The following is a 509-nucleotide window of genomic DNA, read 5'->3' on the forward strand; positions in this document are numbered from 1 at the left end:
GGCCTTGCCACGCCCGATCGACGTACGGCCCCAGGACTCATTCACGAGCCCGCACACGACCAGTGGATCAATGGCTTCCTGCGCCGCTTTCCTTGTCATTCCAGTGACTTCCGTCACGTTCGTTATGGTCAGCACCGTATCTGCCTTTTGCAACGTGTACAGGAGATTCATCATGCCGAGCTGGCGCAGACGCGAATTCGGCGTCTCGTCGGGCAGGGGCTTTGACATGATCTCGTGCGTAGCCAAGGTCGCAAAAACCGTGTTGTGCCAGCGTTGGTTTAATGGGCTTGGCATCTTCTTATCTATTCGTTATCGTGTAGTATGACAAGGTGGTGAAGCCTCACGGACGGCGAGCCAACGGAGAGACAAACGGGAGTTTGGGCATGAAAAATGCGGTCGCTCGGGCACTTTCTGCCGTTTTACTCTGCGTTTCATTGTACACGTTTTCGTCTTCCATTGCGCGGGCAGATGATTGGGGCTGCCAGGTTCTTCTATGCCTTTCGAACCCC

At 55.0% G+C, this 509-nt stretch carries 1 pseudogene; it reads right to left on the minus strand.

Features of this window, described 5'->3' with window-relative positions:
* Positions 1 to 228: pseudogene (locus CEV33_RS01270) on the minus strand (MarR family transcriptional regulator); the annotation flags it as partial.
* Between the last annotated feature and the right edge of the window lie 281 nt (positions 229 to 509).

Source organism: Brucella grignonensis (genome assembly GCF_002252505.1).
Taxonomy (GTDB): Bacteria; Pseudomonadota; Alphaproteobacteria; order Rhizobiales; family Rhizobiaceae; genus Brucella; species Brucella grignonensis.